Annotated in this window: 11 protein-coding genes; 9 read left to right on the forward strand and 2 right to left on the reverse strand. The window is 74.2% G+C overall.

The features are described from left to right. Positions 1 to 206: 206 nt before the first annotated feature. Positions 207 to 851 carry a GAP family protein gene (locus OG472_RS39535; protein ID WP_401610869.1) on the forward strand — a complete coding sequence of 215 codons (645 nt, stop codon included), beginning with the start codon at positions 207 to 209 and terminating at the stop codon, positions 849 to 851. A 75-nt stretch (positions 852 to 926) separates the two neighbouring features. Here the strand turns inward: OG472_RS39535 and OG472_RS39540 are convergent, their stop codons facing one another. Further along, positions 927 to 1,310, reverse strand: coding sequence for a VOC family protein (locus tag OG472_RS39540; RefSeq protein ID WP_401610616.1), 384 nt, complete (start codon positions 1,308 to 1,310; stop codon positions 927 to 929). Positions 1,311 to 1,619: 309 nt separating this feature from the next. On the opposite strand from OG472_RS39540, the gene OG472_RS39545 reads away from it, so the two are divergent. Then, positions 1,620 to 3,284 (forward strand): hypothetical protein, encoded by a 1,665-nt coding sequence (locus OG472_RS39545; RefSeq protein WP_401610618.1) that lies wholly within the window; start codon positions 1,620 to 1,622, stop codon positions 3,282 to 3,284. A gap of 302 nt (positions 3,285 to 3,586) precedes the next feature. Here OG472_RS39545 and OG472_RS39550 read toward each other — a convergent pair whose 3' ends face one another. Further along, complete coding sequence (locus tag OG472_RS39550) at positions 3,587 to 4,552, reverse strand: alkaline phosphatase family protein (protein WP_405942820.1); 966 nt, start codon at positions 4,550 to 4,552, stop codon at positions 3,587 to 3,589. Between the two features lie 1,244 nt (positions 4,553 to 5,796). Here OG472_RS39550 and OG472_RS39555 point away from each other — a divergent pair. The 7 genes from OG472_RS39555 to OG472_RS39585 all read left to right on the forward strand — a co-directional run bounded on the left by OG472_RS39555 (position 5,797) and on the right by OG472_RS39585 (position 16,247). Further along, complete coding sequence (locus OG472_RS39555) at positions 5,797 to 5,985, forward strand: thiazolylpeptide-type bacteriocin (RefSeq protein WP_401610622.1); 189 nt, start codon at positions 5,797 to 5,799, stop codon at positions 5,983 to 5,985. A gap of 22 nt (positions 5,986 to 6,007) precedes the next feature. Then, positions 6,008 to 6,190, forward strand: a complete 183-nt coding sequence (locus OG472_RS39560; RefSeq protein ID WP_401610624.1) for a thiazolylpeptide-type bacteriocin — start codon at positions 6,008 to 6,010, stop codon at positions 6,188 to 6,190. A 137-nt stretch (positions 6,191 to 6,327) separates the two neighbouring features. Beyond that, entirely contained in the window at positions 6,328 to 9,096 is a 2,769-nt protein-coding gene (locus tag OG472_RS39565) for a lantibiotic dehydratase (RefSeq protein ID WP_405942821.1), read from the forward strand. A 161-nt stretch (positions 9,097 to 9,257) separates the two neighbouring features. Next, positions 9,258 to 10,433 (forward strand): lantibiotic dehydratase C-terminal domain-containing protein, encoded by a 1,176-nt coding sequence (locus OG472_RS39570; protein ID WP_405833994.1) that lies wholly within the window; start codon positions 9,258 to 9,260, stop codon positions 10,431 to 10,433. After that, complete coding sequence (locus OG472_RS39575) at positions 10,430 to 12,370, forward strand: hypothetical protein (protein ID WP_405942822.1); 1,941 nt, start codon at positions 10,430 to 10,432, stop codon at positions 12,368 to 12,370. The genes OG472_RS39570 and OG472_RS39575 overlap by 4 nt, the downstream gene beginning before the upstream one ends. Further along, positions 12,367 to 14,379 (forward strand): TOMM precursor leader peptide-binding protein, encoded by a 2,013-nt coding sequence (locus tag OG472_RS39580; protein ID WP_405942823.1) that lies wholly within the window; start codon positions 12,367 to 12,369, stop codon positions 14,377 to 14,379. The genes OG472_RS39575 and OG472_RS39580 overlap by 4 nt, the downstream gene beginning before the upstream one ends. A 56-nt stretch (positions 14,380 to 14,435) precedes the next feature. After that, positions 14,436 to 16,247, forward strand: a complete 1,812-nt coding sequence (locus OG472_RS39585; RefSeq protein ID WP_405942824.1) for a thiopeptide-type bacteriocin biosynthesis protein — start codon at positions 14,436 to 14,438, stop codon at positions 16,245 to 16,247. Positions 16,248 to 16,569: the final 322 nt, after the last annotated feature.

Below are 16,569 nucleotides of genomic sequence, written 5' to 3' on the forward strand. Positions count from 1 at the left end.
CCGGCATGCCTCGCGAACTGCCGGACGTTCCCCCTACCGCCCGCGCGCGGTGCGGCATTCGGGGACGTGCGCGTGGCCTGCTTGACCGGTCGGGCCGTCGCCCGCAGAGTCGGAGCGCGGTGTCGTGACAGCGCCGCCCGACCCCGTTCTTCGGCTCACCCGTTCGAAGGCGGCAGACGGCCTGGCTTCCGGGAGTGACTGCACTGATGGTCCTCGACCTGGTCGTGATCGGTATGGCCATCACCCTGGGGCCTCTGCACAACAGCGCCTTCATCCTGCTGCTCTCCTCGCGGCGCGGCGTCCGCAAGGGCCTGGCGTTCCTGTTGTCGTGGCTTGCCAACCTGGTCGTGGTGATCGCGTGTGTGGTGCTGCTGACCGGTGGCGAGCCCCCGGCCCGCCACACCGCGCCGTCGACCGCCGCGGCGTGCGCGAAACTCGCCATCGGCCTGGGTCTGGTGCTGTACGGCGCACACCGGCGCCGTCGGCCGCCTCGCCCGCACGGCCCGCCGCGCTGGACCGCTCGGGTGGACGGTGCCTCACTGGCCACGGCCGCCGGGCTGGCCTGGCTGCTGCAGCCCTGGGCGCTGGTCGGCGCCGGCGCCGCGACGGTCGTCGCCGCGGACCTTTCCTCCCTCACCGACTGGCTCGCACTGGCCGGCTACTGCCTGCTGGCCACGCTCGGCCTCATCGTCATGGAGACGTACACGGTCTGGGCACCGGCGGCCGCGGGCGCCAGGTTGAACGCCCTGCGGACGTGGCTCGAGCAGCATCAGGAGCAGCTGATCGTCACACTCTCCCTGCTCGTCGGCCTGTGGCTGACGGCCCGAGGCATCTATGAGCTGGTCGCCTGACCGCCCCCGCGCCGGCCGCCCCGGCTCACGCGGCATCGGCATCGTTTCCGCCTGGACCAGGGCGGCGCGTGACGGTCAGGAATTCATGGCGGCTCGGTCGGACTCGCTGCGCAGAACGCAGAATTCGTTGCCCTCGGGGTCGGCGAGGACGGCCCAGCCTGAACCGTCGGGGTTCCGGTGATCGGCGACGAGGGTGGCGCCGAGGCCCAGCAGCCGGTCCACCTCTTGATCGCGCGAGGTCTCAGGGCGCAGGCACAGGTGGATCCGGTTCTTGATCGTCTTGGTCTCGGGCACCTGGTTGAAGTACAGGACCGGGCCTTCCGCCAGCAGCACCTGAGTCTCCCGGTCACCCGGTCTGTCCTCCGGATGCTGCGGACGGCCCGTCACGCTGCTCCAGAACCGGGCCAGCTCGTAGGCATCCGCACAGTCGATCGCCACGTTCTGCAATACCGAGACCATGCGCGCGAGTGTTCCTGATCTTCACGCCGAACGCCAATGAGATCGCTTCACCGGCCGACCTTGCACCCCGACCTGGCCCGAGGGTGCGAGAAGTGCGAGGTCACGCCCCGTCCGCCGGGCTCCGAGTGCTGCCAACAATTCGATCATGCCCGGTGCAACCACCATGAACGTCCTGTCGTCCTCGTCGACAGGGCGTTCACATGATCCGAAAGAGTGTTCGGATCGACCATCGGTGTGTGTATGCTGAACGCGCTTCACTTTCTGAACAAGTTCAAAAGCAAGGGGGGACCGGTGCAGCGTCACCGCGTCATGATTTCGGCTGCCGTCGTCGCGGCAGCCATCGGCTTCGTACCGAACGTGGCCCAGGCCTCAGACCAGCCTGCGGACCGTACGGGCAGCGTTGCCGCCAAGATCGATTCCGCGAAGGCCGCGGCGGCGGGTTCCGCCGTCTTCCACAGCCCTGCCGAGCGCACCGTGCGCAAGGCCACCGCCGCCGCGCCAGCCGATGCGGGCAAGAACGGCAAGACGGCCGCCGCTCCGCAGGCCGCCGGCGCCGTGAAGGACAACCCGGGCCTCGCGGTCGACCTGCTCGCTTCGGGCACCACCGCGCACGGCATCAGCCTGGCGTCCCAGATCAGCACCAGCGTCGAGTCCTCGATCCGGGTCGAGATCAACTGGGGTGACGGTCAGACCGAGACCGCGCACACCACCAACGCCAAGCTCCTCAAGTCGAACCACAAGTTCGCCGAGGTCGGGACCCACAAGGTCACGGTCACGCTGACCGACCTGAACAACAACGTCACCGCCACCAACAGCGTGGACGTCCAGGCGTACGGTTCGAAGTTCACCCCGCACGGCCCGACCCGGCTGCTGGACACCCGCGACGGCACCGGCGCCACCGCCGGCCCGGTCGTCCCGTACGGCACGGCCCGAGTGAAGATCGGCGGCAACAGCGGCATTCCGGCCGACGCGACCGCCGTGGCCCTCAACCTCACCGTCACCAACGCCCGTTCCGGCGGCCACATCACGGCCTACCCGTCGGGCACGGAGCAGCCGAACACCTCGAACGTCAACTTCGTCGCGGGGCAGACCGTGCCGAACATGACGATCGTGCCGGTCGGCTCGGACGGCTACGTGGAACTCGTCAACCGCAGCTACGGCGACGTGGACCTGATCGCGGACGTCACCGGGTACTTCACCCGCACCAACGCCAGCGGCTACACCTCGCTGGACCCGGCCCGCATCGTCGACAGCCGTGAGGGCCTCGGCACCTCGTGGGGTCAGGTCGCCGGGCAGAGCACGTTCCCGGTCCAGATCGCGGGCAGGGCCGGCGTCCCGTCCTGGGGGGTCACCGCCGTAGCCCTCAACGTGACGGTCACCAACCCGCGGAACGCCGGCCACCTGACGCTCTTCCCGAGCGGGCAGCAGGCCCCGTCCACGTCGAACGTGAACTTCACGGGGGGCCAGACGATCGCGAACTCGGTGATCGTCCCGGTGGGCTCCGACGGCAGGATCAACATCCGCAACGGCTCCTGGGATCCGGCCGACGTGATCGTGGACGTCGTCGGCTACTACAGCCCGGACAGCAAGGCCGCCTACCTGCCCGTCAAGCCCACGCGGTTGTACGACTCGCGCGAGTGGTCCCCGGTGCAGGGCCAGGACTACAGCTACCTGCCCCTCGGGGACGGCAAGCCGTGGGTCACGGGCTACGTCCTGAACGCGACGGTCACCAACACCCAGGGCGACGGCCACCTCACGGTCGCTCCGGACTCGAACACCTGGGCGCAGTACCTCGGCGGGACCCAGATCCGGCCGACACCGCCCAACTCCTCCAACCTGAACTGGACGAAGGGCGCGACCGTCCCGAACCTGGTCCAGGCGAGCACGGGCAAGCACGGCGTCATCGACCTCTGGAACCGCAGCTGGCAGCCCACCGACATGGTGGTCGACATGTTCGGTCTCTACGAGTACTGATCCGCCCGGCGGGCCGAGCCCGCACGACCGCGCCCCGGGAACAGCCAGTACGTACGGCTGCTCCCGGGGCGCGTCCCCGTCCGGGCCGGATCCGGGCAGGTGTCACACGGGTGGCGGGAGCGCAGTTCCGGCAGGTGATGTCCGCAGGGGCGCCTCCCGGGTCCTGCCGCGCAATGCCCGGGCGTCAGTTGTGCGGGGCCTCCGGTACCCGGGTGGGTGGCACCAGGCGGGGGAAGTGGATGGCGAGGAAGTCACGCATGATCTGCAGGGCCTGTTCCGGGGGGACCTCGGCCTTGGGATCGTCAGGGAGTCCCTCGATACGGATGTCGTGATCGTGCGCGAATCCCTTCGAAAGCCGCCTTGCCCAGAGTGGAGAGGGTCCTGCCCACCGGCAGGGCGTCCTCGACGTACCGGGGCACGGGATGCGGGGCCGGCGTCGGCCAGGTGTCCGGGTCTCGCGGGGTGTCGAGGGTGAAGGTGTGGGAGATGGTCCGGGCGGCGGCGTCTCGCGCGGTGAGCGGGGCGCCGAGGTCCCACTGCTCGCGCAGGGTCGCGATCAGTGAGGTGTGGCGGTGTTCCTCGTTGAACACCGCGCCTTCGGCCACCCAGGGGGAGACCACGACCGCCGGGACCCGGTAACCCGAGCGGTCGAACGTGAACCCGAGCTGTCCGGCCGGAGCGGACGGGTCGGGCGGCGGCACCCGCCCGGGCGGGACGTGGTCGTAGGTGCCGCCGGGTTCGTCCCAGCCGATCAGCAGGGTCGTGTTCCACACGTTCGACCCGGTCGGCGACTGCATCGCCCTGTAGGCGTTGTAGATCCGGGCCAGGAACGCCTCGCCGCCCAGGATCGAGGACGGCGGGTCGACGCCTGGGATCACGATGCCGTGGCCGAGGACGCGCGAGAACGCGGGGTGGTAGTCCCCGTGCCCGAGCACCAGGCTCGGTTCGATGAACGAGAAGTCGGGCAGGTCACCGTTGCCGGCGTCGGTCTCGAACTGGGAGAACGGCACGAAGTGCGTGTCGAAGCGGTCCCTGAGCCGCGGGTAGTGGATCAGGCCGGTGATGGAGAACCGGTCCGGCTCGGCGACGTAGACCTTCCACGTCCGGCCGTGCCGTTCGAGCCGGTTGAAGATCGTCTCGGCATCGTTCTCGAGCACCCAGTTCTTCACCGGCGAGTTCACCACGAGCCCCGAGGCCGTCGCCGCGGTCCAGAACGAGCGGTTGGTGAACGTCTGCGACGGCACCTCGCTGAACCAGTGGTCGAACACGCCGAAGGCGCGCCAGGCCGCTCAGTACGGGGATCTGTTCCGGGGTGAACCCGGTCATCACCTGCGCGTACTCGTCGTAGGTCGGCTGGCGGCCCAGTTCGCCGGTCAAGGTGCTGATGTAGTCGGTGACGAAGCCGTCCATCGTGGCTGCCCGGCCGGGCTCGGGCGCGTTGTACGGCGCCGAGATGTCCTCGCCGACCTTGAAGCGGTTCTGCACGCCGAGGATGTTGAAGAGCTGCGTGTTGGTGTGCGGATACTCCTCCCCCGTATCGGGATTGGGGCTGTCCATGTCCGTTGCCACGGTGTACGGCACCACCTTGCGGTCGGCGCCGTGCTCGGCCCATTCCGGAACCGGGTTCGTGAGGTCCCTGCCGGTCACTCCCTCGAACGTCTTGCCGTCCTGGGGCCCGTACAGCCGGCCGAGTACGTTGTCCAACGACGGTTCTCGAACACGACGACCACCATGTGGTCGAGTGCGTGGTGCTTGCTCTGGCGTGCCATCCCTGACCTCGGATCTCGACAGACCGGCTGTTCGACCGTGGCCGGACCGGTTCCGGCGTGCCAGGCGACGGTGACCGCACCGCACCGCACCGTGACCACACCGTCGCGGGCCGAGCCCGCAGTGCCTGTGATGCACGGCCCGGGGACACGCTCCGGGCGAGGACGCGGGGAACCCGAGGGTCCTGCCGACGCCCGGCGGACCGGCCCCGGTCGGAACGGGCGACACGGATGCTTCGGGGCCCGATCACTCGTCGCCCTGACCTCACTTCCAGCGTCGTCCACTCGCGCAGGCGCACGCCGCCGACCGGCCCTTGGCTGGACCGCCCGCCGGCCTCGCCGAGAGCCCCCGGCATCGTGTGCCGCGACGAAGACGGAGGATTCCCTGTTCGCCGCCGCAGTCCCCCCGTCCGTCGCCGATAAATGTCCATTAGATTGGCTGAATTCAGGCCCTGCATCGTCATTTCCGTGACCCCGCCGGGAAATGCGGGCGCTTACGCTCCGGCGGGGCTCGAGCCGCCCCGGGGAATATGGGGGCGCGGTCGGAAATCCGGCCGGAAACATGTCCACGGCTGGTTTTGGCCGGCAGTGACGTGACTAAGTCGAACCGGACTTGCCGAGGTAGCGAGCAGGAGCCCCATGCGCTTGCCGCCGTCCGGACGACCTCGCAATGCTTTCCGAACGATCCGCTCGACGGACGTTCAGTGCACCTTCGGCTTTCCGCTTCCACATCCCGGGAGACTCATATGTCCGACACCGCACGTACCCCCGCGGTCGAACTCCACGATCTGGAGCTCGACCTCGGGGACCTCACCGTCACCTCGATGCGGGACACCGCCGCCCTGCCCGAGGGCGGGGCGTCCTGGGGCTCCTGCTCCTGCCAGGGTTCGTCGTCCTGCGCCCAGCCGCACGCCTCGGTCGCCCTCGAGGCCTGACCCCGTACACGAGAGGAAACCCATGACCGACCACACGCAGTCCTCCGGTTACGACCTCGACGACCTCGACCTCGGTGAACTCACCGTGACCTCCATGCGGGACACGGTCGCGCTGCCCGAGGGCGGCGCGTCCAACGGTGGCAGCTCCTGTTCCTGCGGATCGTCCTCCTGCGCCCACCCGCAGATGCCCGAACTCCCCGTCTAAGGGAAGACGGGAGCACCACCGACCAGCGCACCACCGTAGGAACGCACCACGGCACCACCGCTCGGTAGACGCTTCCCGCCGTGCCCCGCGCCCGGCGGGAAGCCCGCGCGCCGCCCCCACCCACAGGACGGAAACCCATGCCGCAGCCGCACCCCACCCCCGGCGCCGACGGCTACCGGGTACGGTCCGCGCCCTACGCGCTGGCCCGCGCCACCGTGCTCGCCCACCCGGCCCAGCACCCGGCCCCGGCCACCTTCCGGGACCTACTGGCCCGCCTTCACCGGCTCGACACCGAACTGGCCCTGACCGCCGCACCGCTCTGCGACGACCTGTACGCCGCCCGCGACGGACACCCCGCCGACTTCCACCGCGACGTCGTCCTGCCCCTGCGCCGGGCCCTGCACAACGGCCGCGAACCCCGCCCCGCCGTGCTCGCCCGCCTCGGCGACCTGCCGGCCCGCCTTCCCCGGCTCGCCTCCTGGCTCGCCCTGCGCGCCGACCGCGACACCCTCCTCACCGCCCTCGACGCCGCCACCGGCCCCGCCCTCGACGCAGAACGCGCCGGGCTCGCCGCCCTCTGCCGCGAACCCGCCCTCGCCAAGGCCACCGCCCTGACCAGCGCCGACCTGCTGCGCGCCGTGAACCGTGCCGCCACCGGCGCGGCCGACCGCCGGGCCCGCAAGGAGGAGCCCACGGTGTTGCGCTACGCCCTGCGGGCCAGCACCAAGACCAGCCCGCTGTCGTGGTTCACGGCGGTCGGATGGGGCCCGCTGGCCGGCGCCCCCGCCGACGGCCCGGCCCGCCCGGTGACCTCCTGGGGCGCCGCCCCCGTCCTCGAAGGCCCCCTGCGGTCCGTCGTACGGGCCAACCGCACCCTGACGACCGCACTGACCCTCGCCCTCCTCGACGCGCCGCACCGCCGCACCGCGCTGCCCCACCGCATCACCAGCACCGCACGGACCGCCGGCGGACGGGCCGCGTACTTCCGCGACCAGCCCTCCTTCGCCGGCGGCCGGTACCTCGTGCCCGCCGAGGACGAGGCGGAAGTCGCCTCCGGCGGACCGCTACGCCTGCTCACCGGCCTCGCCGAGAACCCCGTACTGCTCGCGGAGCTGACCCGGCAGCTTGCCGCGGCCCTCTGCCCGGCCGGCGGCAGTGACGGTGACGGTGGTGGTGGCGATGGTGACCGGGCTGCGGCCGCGGCCTTCCTCGACCAGCTCGTACGTGCCGGGCTGCTGGTCCCGCAGGACCCCGTTCCCCCGCAGGACCCGGACCCCCTGCAACGCCTCGCCGCCTGGTTGCGGTCCTTCGCGCCCGGCCACCCCGAGGACGCGGCACGCGCCGCCCGGATCGCCGAACTCGGCTCGCTGACGGCCCGGTTCGCCGCCGCCCCGGCCGCCGAGCGCCCCGACCGGCTCACCGACCTCACCCGGCGCTGGACCGCCGAGCTGGCGGCCGCCGGGAGGCCCGTGCCCACCGCCTCCGCCCCCCTGACCGTCCTGTCCGAGGACGTGGTCGCCCCGCACCCGCTGGCGCTCGACGGCTTCCTCGGCGCCGCCGACCACGAGGCGCTCGGCGAGGTCACCGCCCTCGCCGAACTCTTCGACCTCGGCCATCTCGTCCGCCGCGCCGTCCGGGACCGCTTCGTCGAGCGTTACGGCGCCGGCGGACGCTGCGCGCACCCCTGGGAATTCGGCGCCGACGTCACCGCCGCCTGGGAGTCCGCCGGACGCATCGCCCTCCTCGACCCCGCCGACCGGGACGCGTTCCCCAGCGCAACCGAACCGCTCGCCCGGCTGCGTGCGGAGGTCGCCGACGCCCTGCGGGACCGGAACGGTCCCGCAGGCCGCGACACCCCGGATCCCTCCGACGCCCCTTACGCCTCTGACACCTCCGGTGCCTCCGATGCCTTCGACGAGGCGGTGCTCCCCGCGGACCTCCTCAAGACCCTCGGGGAGCGGCTCCCCGCCCCGACCGTCGAACGGCCCCTCAGTTACGCCTACTTCCTCCAGCGCGACCCTGCCGCCGGGCTGCTGGCCGTCAACCACGTCTACGGCGGATGGGGCCGGTTCGCCAGCCGCTTCCTGGACTCCCTGGACCCGCGTGCCACCGCCGAGGTGTCCCGGCAGATCCGGCGCGGCCTCGGTCCCGGCGCCCGCCCCGCCCAGATCCGCCCCGTCGGCGGGTTCAACGCCAACCTCCACCCCCTCCTCGTCCCGGACGAGATCGGCCCCGACCGGCACCGCACCCCGATCGCCGAGGCCGACCTGGAACTCGTCCACGACGAAGCCACCGACCAGGTCCGGATATGCCTGCGGACCACCGGCGAGCCGCTCGACGTGCTGTACCCCGGCTTCCTCGCCCCCGTGCTGCTGCCGGCTCGTATCGCGCCCCACCTCGGCGACCACCCGGGCGGGGTCGTCGACTTCCGGCCCCTCGCCCCCCGGCGGGCCCTGGCCGCACCCGGCGGCAGGGTCACCGTCAGCTCCCGGCTGCGCCACCGGCACGTGGTGCTCCAGCGCCGCCGCTGGCTGCTGCCGTCCGGCGTGGTGGCCCGGCTGCGCGCCGACCTCGCCGCCGACACCGGGCCCGGCCGGGTCCCCGCGGCGGCCGCGGCCAACTGGCGGGCCCTGCTCGGCCTGCCCGAGCAGGTCTTCCTGCACCCGGTGGCCGGCGCTCCCACCGGCCGGGCCACCGAGGACTTCCTGAGCCGGCTGGCCCGCCCCAAGCCGCACTTGGCGGACCTCGGCAACGCCCTGCACCTGCGCTGCCTCGCCAAATGGCTGTCCCGGCACACCGACGGCGTCGTCCTCGAAGAGGCGCTGCCCGCGCCCGGCGGCCTGGCCGCGCCCGTCCGGGCCGTCGAACTCGTCCTGGAGGTCTACCGGGACGGACGCCGGCGATGACCCGCCCACCGAGCCGGCCGCGCCCATCGAGCCTGCCGAGCCCGGCGAGTTTGCCGAGTCCGCCGAGTTTGCCGCGTCCGCCGAGCCAGGCGAGTTCGCCGAGTCAGCCGAGCCCACCGCGCCCGCCGAGTCCGCAGCACCAGGAGAGGAGCCTGCCGGACATGCCGTCCCACGCCCCCGAAGCCCCCGCAGGAGGCGACCCGCGCGACAGCAGCGCGCTGGACGTCGTCGCGTACTACCACCACCCGGTCAAGGCCCCGCTGCTGCGCGAGGTGATGCTGCCGCTCGCCGCTGCCGCCGCCGCGCACGGGACCGCTGCCCACGTGGAGCGGCACTGGCTGCACGGCCCGCACCTGCGACTGCGCCTGCAGGGCACCGATCCCGCCCGGGTGGCGGTGACCGCCGAGGCCATGGCCGGGCGGGTCCGCGCCTGGCTGCACGCGCACCCCTCGCAGAGCGACCTCACCGAGGCCCAACTCCTGGAACGGGCCGCCGAGGCCGGGCGGGCCGAACTCGTCGCCCCGCCCTACGGGCCGGTCCTCCCCGACAACACGGTCCGGATCGAGCCCGTCGACCGGTCCTCCGTACGCGGTCTCCTCGGAGCGGACGGGACCGCCCTGCGGGAGGACCTGCTGCGGTCCGGTCTGGACGCCCTGCGGGCCGGCGCCGGCTTCCTCGGCCGGCACGGGGACACCGACCGGGCCCGGCTCCGCCTCGCGGTGACCGCCCTCGCCGCGCACGCCTGCGCCCACCCCGGCGGCCTGACGGGCGGGCACTGGTCCTACGTCTCCCACCTGGAGGACTTCCTGCTCCACGACGACCCGGACGGAAGACTGCGCGCCACCTTCGAGCGGCACGGGGAGCGCGCCGGGGACACCGTGACCGCCCTCGTCGGCCGCATCGCCGAGGGGGGCGCTGAGGACTGGGAACAGGCCTGGGCCGGCTTTTCGCAGGGCGCCTGGCGGCTCGCGCAGGAGCGCTACGACGACGGCGCCGACCTGCACGGAGATCCCCTCGCCTACCGGGTCCGGGCAGCAGCCACCGGGGACGCCGCCGCGCACGAGCGCTGGAACCAGGACATCCGCACCCGCTACAGCGAGTTCCACCGACTGTTGCGCCGCGCCGACCCGGAGGGCGCGATGTGGAGCCGCCCCGACTACCTCGTCCACCGGGCCTGCACCAACGCCCTGTACCGGCTGCTGACCGTCTGCGACGTCCGCCCGTTGGAGCGCTACCTCGCCGCGCACCTGGTCGTCCGCGCCGTGCCCGCCCTGACCGGCTGCGACTGGCGCACCGAGATCGGCGCCGTCATCGACGCGGTGGAGGCACGGACGTGACCGGCGGGAACACCAACGCGAACACCGGGAGGGGCCGCGGCGCGAGCGGGGGCGACCGGCTGCGCCCCGGCACCGCCGTCACCCCGCTGCGCGCCGGTCTGCACCTGCGGGGGAGGCGTGGCAGCGTCACGCTGGAAGGCAGCACCGCCGTTCCGGTGGTGTGGGGCCTGCTGGAGGAACCCCTGCGCGCCGGCCGCCTCGCGGAGTTCCGGGAGGGCCTGGAGCCGGGCTCGGCCGTCCGCACCGCCGTCGACACCCTCGTCGGCCAACTCGCCGAGCACGACCTCCTCGCCCCCGGACCGCCCGCCGCCGCCGGGAACCCGGACCCCGCCGCCGGGAACCCGGACCCCGCCGCCGGGAAGCCGGACCCCACCGGCGCGGTGGACCCCACCGGCGCCGTGGACCCCGCCGTTGCGCAGTGGATCGACGCCGTGGCCGGGCGCCCCGCCGACGCGGCCGCCGCCCTCGCCACCGCCCGGGCCGAGGTCCTGGCCCGCGACCCAGCCAACCCGTTCGCCGCCGCCGCCGTACGGGCGTTGGAGGCCGGCGGCCTGCCCGTCACCCGCACCCCCGACCCGGGTCTGCCGGGGGACCGGGTCCTGCTGACCGTACGCGGCGCAGGCCGGGACCGGACGGTCGCGGCCGGACGGGGCGGCGCCACCGGATACGTGACCGCCCCCGGCAGCCCCGCCCAGGCACGGGCCGACGCGGCGGCCCTGGAGGCCCGGCTCGCCGACGGAGAGGGGGGCGCCGGGGGCGGTGCCGCACCGCAATCCCATGAGGTCCCGCGCGCGTTCGCCGCGCTGCTGGCCGGCGCCGCCGCGCACCGGCTGATGTGCGCGGCCGCCGGACTGCCCGACCCGGCAGCCGAGGGAGACGACCCGCGGCTGCTCCCCGGGATCCCCGCCGTCCTCCTCGCCGACGCCCGCCCCGCGCGCGCCGACCACCACAGCTGGCTCGGACCCGAGCGGATCGACACGGACCGCCGCGTCCGCCTCGGGCCCCCGGCCGGGCTCGGTGAGGCGCTGCGGCGGATCGTCGCCCTTGGGGAGCACCGCTGCGGATCCCTGCCCGGACCGCTGCCGGGGGAGCTGGCCCAACTCCCGGTGCCCCTCGCCACCTGCACGCTGCCCGGCCCCGCCACCGGGAACACCGGGACGCCCCGTACGCTGACCGGCGGCGCGCCCCGCCTCGACCTGGCCCGGCTGGAACTGTTCTGCCGGGCCGCCGAACTGCTGCTCGGAGAAGCCGCGTTCACCGTCGGGGCCGACCCGGGGCACGCCCGCGGCCGCGCCCTGCGCCACGCGGCAGCACGCCGCCTCGCCGCCGCCGTCACGGACGAGCGCACCGCGGTGGACCCGGCCCGATGGTCCGGCCACCCGCAGTTCCGCCACTGGTGGACGACTCTGACAGTCCGGCTCGGCAGCGCCGCGCAACTGGAGGTGCACCGTGCGGCGCCCCGTGCGGAGGCGTACCGGGCCGTGGTCCGCCGCACCTTGCCGGGGCCGGGGCCGGGGCAGGCGTCGGGGCGCGGGCCGGGCCCGGTGCTCGGGGAGGCGGTCGAGGCGACGCCCGGCGACGCCGCGTCCTTCGCCGCGCTGGCCGCCGTCACCGCCGTCTGCACCGCCGCGTACGGGGCGTCCGCCGGCCGGCCCCGGCCCTCCGGCGGCGCGGTCGCCCCCCTGGCGGCGGCCGGTGTGCGCACCGCGGCCTGGGAGGACCTGGGCTGGACGGCGGGCTGGCTCGCCGATCTGGCCGGGCGCGAGGAAGCCTTCCAGAACACCCTGCACCAGCTGTCCGGAGCCCACCCCGCGGTCACGCCCGCCACTCGCTGCACGCCGGACCCCGCACCCGACCTCGCACCGGACCCCGAACCCGCCGGCCTGCTGCGCTCCTTCGGCTTCACCGTGCTGCGCACCACCGAGGAGGCCCGATGACCGGCCCCGCCGTCGCCCCCGCTCCCGTTGCCGCACTCCTTGCCGCTGCCGCCGCTGCCGCCGCTGCCGTTCCAGGTCCCGGTCCCGTTCCCGTCCCCGTGCTGGACGCCGACGCCGCCCTGGCGGCCACCACCGGCAGGGCCGCGGTCCTGCTGACCCGGTGGACGCTCGGCCTCGCCGAGGAACTGAGCCGCCACGCCCTGCGCCACCCCGTGGCCCTGGTCCCGGTGCGCTACGACGGGGCGCTGGCGGTGGTCGGGCCGGTGCTCCGGCCGGGCGGCGCGGCCTGCCTCGTCTGCACCGAGTACCAGCGACTGGCGACCGCGGGCGGCCGGGTCCCCTGGCAGAGCCCGAAACTGACCCTGGCCGGAGTGCCCTCACCGGCCCTGACCCCGGCCGTCGAGGCCCTCGTACAAGAGCTCCTCGACCACCCGGACGCGGACCTGGACCTGGACCTGGGCCTTGACCCGCACTCGGATCCGGATTCGGCCCCGAGCCCGGACTCGGCCGTCGTCCACGTCGTCCACCAGGGCCGCGGCACCTGGTCCACCCACCGCGTCCGCCCCGTCGGCGGCTGCGCCGTGTGCCGCCCGCTGCCGTCCGACGCGCAGGCCCCGGTCCGCCCGTTGCCCTCGGGGCCGCGCCCGATGCCCGACCCGGCCGTCCTGCGCGGCCCCAACCCGCGCACGACCGGCGCCGCGCTGCGGGCCGCCCTGTACGACGAGCGGTTCGGGCCGGTGCGGCTGCTGCGCCGCTCCGAGGACTCGGCCTTCAGCCTCACCAGCGCGGTCGTCACGGACGGCCGCTCCGTCGACGACGGCGGATACGGCCGGGCCCGCACCTTCGCCGACAGCGAGCGCATCGCCCTCTTCGAGGCCGTCGAACGGTACGCCGGCATGCGCCCGACCGGCCGCCGCACCGACCTGCTGGCCTCCTTCGCCGAGCTGGGGCCCGACCGGGCACTGGATCCCGGGCGGCTCGGCCTGCCCGACCCCGCCCACCACGGCCACCCCGGCTCGCCCACCGTCCCCTACACCCCGGACCTCCCGCTCCACTGGGTGCGCGGCTGGTCCCTCACCCACCGCAGGCCGACCGCGGTCCCCGAACACGTCGCGTACTGGGACGTGCCCGGTCCGGACCGGACGCGCGTCGTGTACGAGTCCTCCAACGGCTGCGGGCTCGGCAACAGCCCCGAAGAGGCCGCCCTGTACGGCCTGTTCGAGGTCGCGGAGCGCGACGCCTTCCTCATGGCCTGGTACGCGGCCACTCCGCTGCGCCGCGTCCACCTGCCGGCCGACGACCGCGACACCCTGCTGCTCGCGGACCGGGCGGCGGCCGCGGGCTACGGGCTCCGCCTCCTGGACGCGACCAACGACTTCGGCATCCCGGCCGTCCTGGCGGTCTGTCGCTACGAGGGCGGCCACCCGGACGCGCCCCGGATGTTCCTGGCGGCCGGCGCCCACCGCGATCCGCTCGCCGCGATCCGCTCCGCCGTCGCCGAGGTCGTCACCAACGTACTGGAGGCACCGCACCGCTCCTTCGCCGAGGGAGGGCCGCGCGATCCCGAGCGGCTGCGGCCCATGCTGGAACGCCCGGAACTCGTGCTCAGCCTGGACGACCACGTAGGGCTGAGCACCCTGCCCGAGGCCGCCCCCCGCCTGGAGTTCCTCTTCGCCGACACCCCGGTCGTGCCGGTCGCCGAGGCCTGGCCCGGTGCCCCCGCGCCGGTACCGGACCTCTCCGCCCTCCTGACGCAGACCGTCGACCGGCTGGCCCGGGCCGGACTGGAGGTGATCACCGTCGACCAGACCGAGCCGGGGCTGCGCGAGCGGTTCGGCCTGCACTGCGTGAAGGCCGTCGTCCCCGGCGCGCTGCCGATGACCTTCGGGCATGTCAACCGGCGCACCCTCGGCCTGCCCCGGCTGCTGCAGGTGCCCCACCGCCTGGGCCGGATCGCCCGGCCCGGGCGCCACGAGGAACTGCCCCTGCACCCGCACCCCTTCCCCTGACTGGCCCGCCCCGCCCTGACCGACATGCGACGACGAGACGACGAGGACCGGACGACGTGACGACGACCGACATCGACACCGACATCGACACCGGCACGGGCACCGCCGCCGGCACCTGGCAGAGCCACCACCTCTTCCTGCATTCCACCACCGAGGACACCGACCGCTTCCTGGTCCGTGACGTGGCCCCGCTCCTCGACGGCCTCGTGGCCGCCGGCGAAGCCGCCGACTGGTTCTTCATCCGCTACGGGGAGGACGGCCCCCACGTACGGATCCGTGTCCGTGCCGCCGGGCCCGCGACCGCCGCGAACCTCCCCGCGACCGCCGCGGACTTCCCCGAGCTCGCCCCGAAGCTCCGCGAACTACCGGACCTGCTCGCGCGGGAGGCGCTGCAGACGCCCGCCGTGCCCGGCCCCTGGCCCTCCCGGCACGGTGAGATCCGCGCCGTGCCCTACGTACCCGAAACCCGGCGTTACGGCGGACCGCAGGCGCTGCCCGTCGCCGAAGCGGTCTTCGGCGCCTCCACACGCACCGCCCTCGACGTCCTGCGGGCCCTGCCCACCACGAGCACGGCCGCCTCCCGGCTCACCGCGGCCGCGGACCTGGCGCACACCACGGCGTACGCGCTCGGCATGGACCGGCTCGCCGCCGCCCGCTGGCTGCGCGCGCACGCGGCGGGCTGGCGCTGGGTCAGCGAGGTGCCGCTGCTGCCCGGTGCCGCCGTCCACACCCGGGTCAACACCGTCCACGCAGCGCAGCGCACCGCCCTCAGCGGGCGCGCCGCGGACCTGCGCGACCGCCTCCGGGCGGGCACCGCGAAGCCCTGGCTGGCGCGCTGGGCCGAACGGGTGAGTGAGGCCGATGCGCTGCTCGACGGCCTGGGGGAGCGGAGCCGGGCCGGGGTCTGGGGCTCGCAGCTGCACATGCTGTTCAACCGGCTGGGCGTGACCCCCGACGAGGAACGGGCCGTCTGCCGGCTGGCCGCGCGCACCCTGCTGGAGGCGGACGGACCCGCCGGGTTCTTCCCGCCGGGCCACACCGCACCCGACCTGCAGTACCTGGAGCGCAGCAAGTTCCAGATCGGCCGCGGCGAGGACTCGGCACTGCGCCCGCTGCCGGGCGCGGCCCCGGCGTCCGCAGCGGCCGAGGACGTCGAGCCGGCCCCGGCAGCCGAAGTCCCGCTCCCCGCCGATCCGTTGCCCGAGGTGTCCCTGGCCGCCGTCCTCGCCGCCCGCTCCTCGCTCCGCGGTGCCCTCACCGGCCCGCTGGACGCCGGTACGCTCGGCGCCCTGCTGTGGCACTCCCTCGCCGAGAGCGGCCGCAGCGAGCAGCGCCTCGCCGACGGCAGGACCCGTACCCTGGCCCACCGCCCCTACCCCAGCGCGGGCGCCCTCTACACGGCACGCGTCCGCCTCCTCGTCCTCGACGTGGCCGGGCTCCCGGCCGGCACCTACGACTGCGTCCCCGAACGCCGGACCCTGCGCCGCATCGGCCCGGTGGCGCCGCTGGAGGACATCACCGCCCTGTCGACCTACCTCTCGCGCCCGTCGGCCGACCCGGACTGGATCGGCGTCGCGCGGGCGCCGGTACTCCTCGGCCTCTACGCCGACCTCGGCCTGCTGCGCCGCCGCTACGGACTGCGCGCGCTGCGCCTGGCCCTGCTGGAGACGGGCCACCTGGCCCAGACCTTGCTGCTCACGGCATCGGCTCTGGGCCTGGGCGGGACCCCGCTGGGCGGCTTCCACGACGACCTGGCCCACGAACTCCTCGGACTCCACGACCCGGACCAGCCCCTCCAGTACCTCCTGCCCCTCGGCCGCCGACCGCAGCAACCCGGCAGCCACCGGGCGCCCTTGCCCCCGCACTGACGTCCAGGATCCCTGCCCGCCCCGGAGAAGCAGCCGACTGCTCAGCAGCCGGCCGCTGAGCCGTGTGCGCCCCCAACTCGCCCTGGGCAACGTAACGGTGGGAGAGGTCCTCACCGCCGTCTTCTATGCCGCATCCGAAGGCGTCGAGCGGATCTACATCACGGGCGGCGGCCCCTGGCACCGCGACGCCGACCGCCACCCATACCTCAAGGATGCGCCGGTCGCCTGCGGCGAAAGGTGCCCGCCGAACCACCGGAGCACGCGCCGGAGACGGCGCGGTGCCGTCACCAGATGAGGGTGAACTGGCTGAAAGAGGAAGGGG

Origin of the sequence: Streptomyces sp. NBC_00207 (genome assembly GCF_045160965.1) — a bacterium.
Classification (GTDB): domain Bacteria; phylum Actinomycetota; class Actinomycetes; order Streptomycetales; family Streptomycetaceae; genus Streptomyces.